Genomic DNA, 1,946 nt, shown 5'->3' with positions numbered 1-1,946 from the left:
GCGGCGTCCGGTGGCGTGGAAGACGGCGTTGCCGATGGCCGCGGCCAGGCCGACCAGTCCGACTTCGCCGACTCCCTTGGTGCCGACGGCGGTTGCCCGGTCGGGCCCGCCGACAAACAGCACGTCCATGTCGGGAACGTCCGCGCTGACAGGCATGAGGTAGTCGCCGAACGTCGCGTTGGCGATGCGCCCGGTGACGTCGTCGGTGGCTGTTTCCTCGAACATCGCCTGGCTGATGCCGCCGACCGTGCCGCCGACGATCTGGCTGGTGGCGGTCTTCTCGTTGAGGATCCGACCGCCGTCGATGGCGGACACCACCCGTGCCACGCGCAGCAGGCCCAGCTCGGGGTCGATGCGTACCTCGACGAATTTCGCCCCGAAGGCGCCGGCGATGGCCATGCCCAGTTCCTCCGTCCGAGGAGGCGTGCTTCTGCCGTCGCCGCTGAGTTCCTCCAGACCATGCCGGGCCAGGATGTCGACGTAGGATTCGCCTTGTTCGGGGTCCGCGATGCGGTGGATGCGCCCGGCGGTGACCGTCACTTCATCGAGCGCGGCTGCGCGCAGTGGGGATTCGGTGTCGTCGCGCACCACGTCGAGGAATTCCTGCACCAGGCGTCGGCAGGCAGCGTGGACGGCGTTGGCGAGGGCGCCGGTGAGTCCCGATCCGCCGGCCTGTGGTGAGTACGGCATGTCGGAGTCGCCGAGGTCGAAACGCACCCGGCTGACGTCGAGCCCCAGAAGCTCCGCCGCCAGTTGGGTCATGACCGTGTAGGTGCCGGTTCCGATGTCGGTGGCGGCGCTGCGCACGTACGCCGAGCCGTCACGACGCACGGAAGCGCGGGCCTGGCACGGCACCTGGTAGAACGGGTAGGAGACGCCTGCCAGGCCGTAGCCGACAAGCCACAGACCGTCGCGCATGGAGCCCGGCTCCGGTGTACGTCGCGACCAGCCGAACCGCTCGGCGCCCTCGAGATAGCACTCCCGCAGTGCCTTGCTCGACCAGGGAAGGCCGAGTACCGGGTTCTCCTCCGCGTAGTTGCGCAAGCGGATCTCGAGGGGGTCCATACCGACGGCGTAGGCGACTTCGTCGATCGCGGACTCGAGAGCGAAGTTGCCCTGTCCCTCGGCAGGCGCGCGCATGGAGCCCGGGCAGGGGATGTTCAGGCGTGCCTGCCGGTCGCGGGTCAGCACGTTGGGGCAGGCGTAGGAGACGGCCGAACCGAAGGAGACCGGTTCGTAGTCGTCATCCTCCATCGCGACCGACGAGATGCCGTGATGCTCGAGGGCGACGAGGTGCCCCTCGCGGGTGGCACCGATCTTGATCTGCTGGACGCTGTTGGGCCGGTGCCCCACGGAGGTGAACATCTCCGGCCGGGTCAGTACCAGCTTGACCGGGCGCTTGACCTCGCGGGCCGCGAGCACGGTGAGGATGACGTGGGACCACACGCGCAGGCCTGCCCCGAAGCCGCCGCCGACGAAGGGGGCGAGCACGCGGATGCCGCTCTCGGGGACCTTGAAGATCGTGGCCAGCGAGGTACGCACGTTGTGCGGCCACTGGGTGGAGTCGTGCACGGTGAGCGCGTCCCCGTGCCAGGACGCGATGGTCGTCATCAGGCCGAGCGGGTTGTTGGTGTTGTCGGGGGTGGTGTAGGTGCCCTCGACAACGACGTCGGACCGGGCGAATCCGGCGTTCACATCTCCGCGCTCGGTGTCCAGACCCCAGGGGTTCTCGACGATCTCGGCACGCGGGTCGTCGACGTCGAGCACGGCCTCGGTCGCCTCGTACTCGACGCGTACCAGCCGTGCGGCGTGCCGGGCCTCCTCCGCACTCTCGGCCACCACGATCGCGATGTGCTGCCCGTAGTGCAGGACGCGGTCGTCCTGCAGCGGAGCCGGAGGCGATCCGCCCAGCAGCGTCATCGGGCCACGTTCCAGCTTCGGCGCGG

At 69.3% G+C, this 1,946-nt stretch carries 1 protein-coding gene; it reads right to left on the bottom strand.

The window, feature by feature from the left end; genetic code table 11:
* Nucleotides 1-1,920, bottom strand: a 1,920-nt coding sequence (locus tag STSP_RS34250) for a xanthine dehydrogenase family protein molybdopterin-binding subunit (protein WP_078067737.1), incomplete at its 3' end; no start/stop codon positions are given.
* Between the last annotated feature and the right edge of the window lie 26 nt (nucleotides 1,921-1,946).

This window comes from Streptomyces jeddahensis (assembly GCF_001642995.1).
GTDB lineage: Bacteria > Actinomycetota > Actinomycetes > Streptomycetales > Streptomycetaceae > Streptomyces > Streptomyces jeddahensis.
Note: the sequence above shows the minus strand (reverse complement) of the source record. Positions and strands in the feature narration are given on the sequence as shown.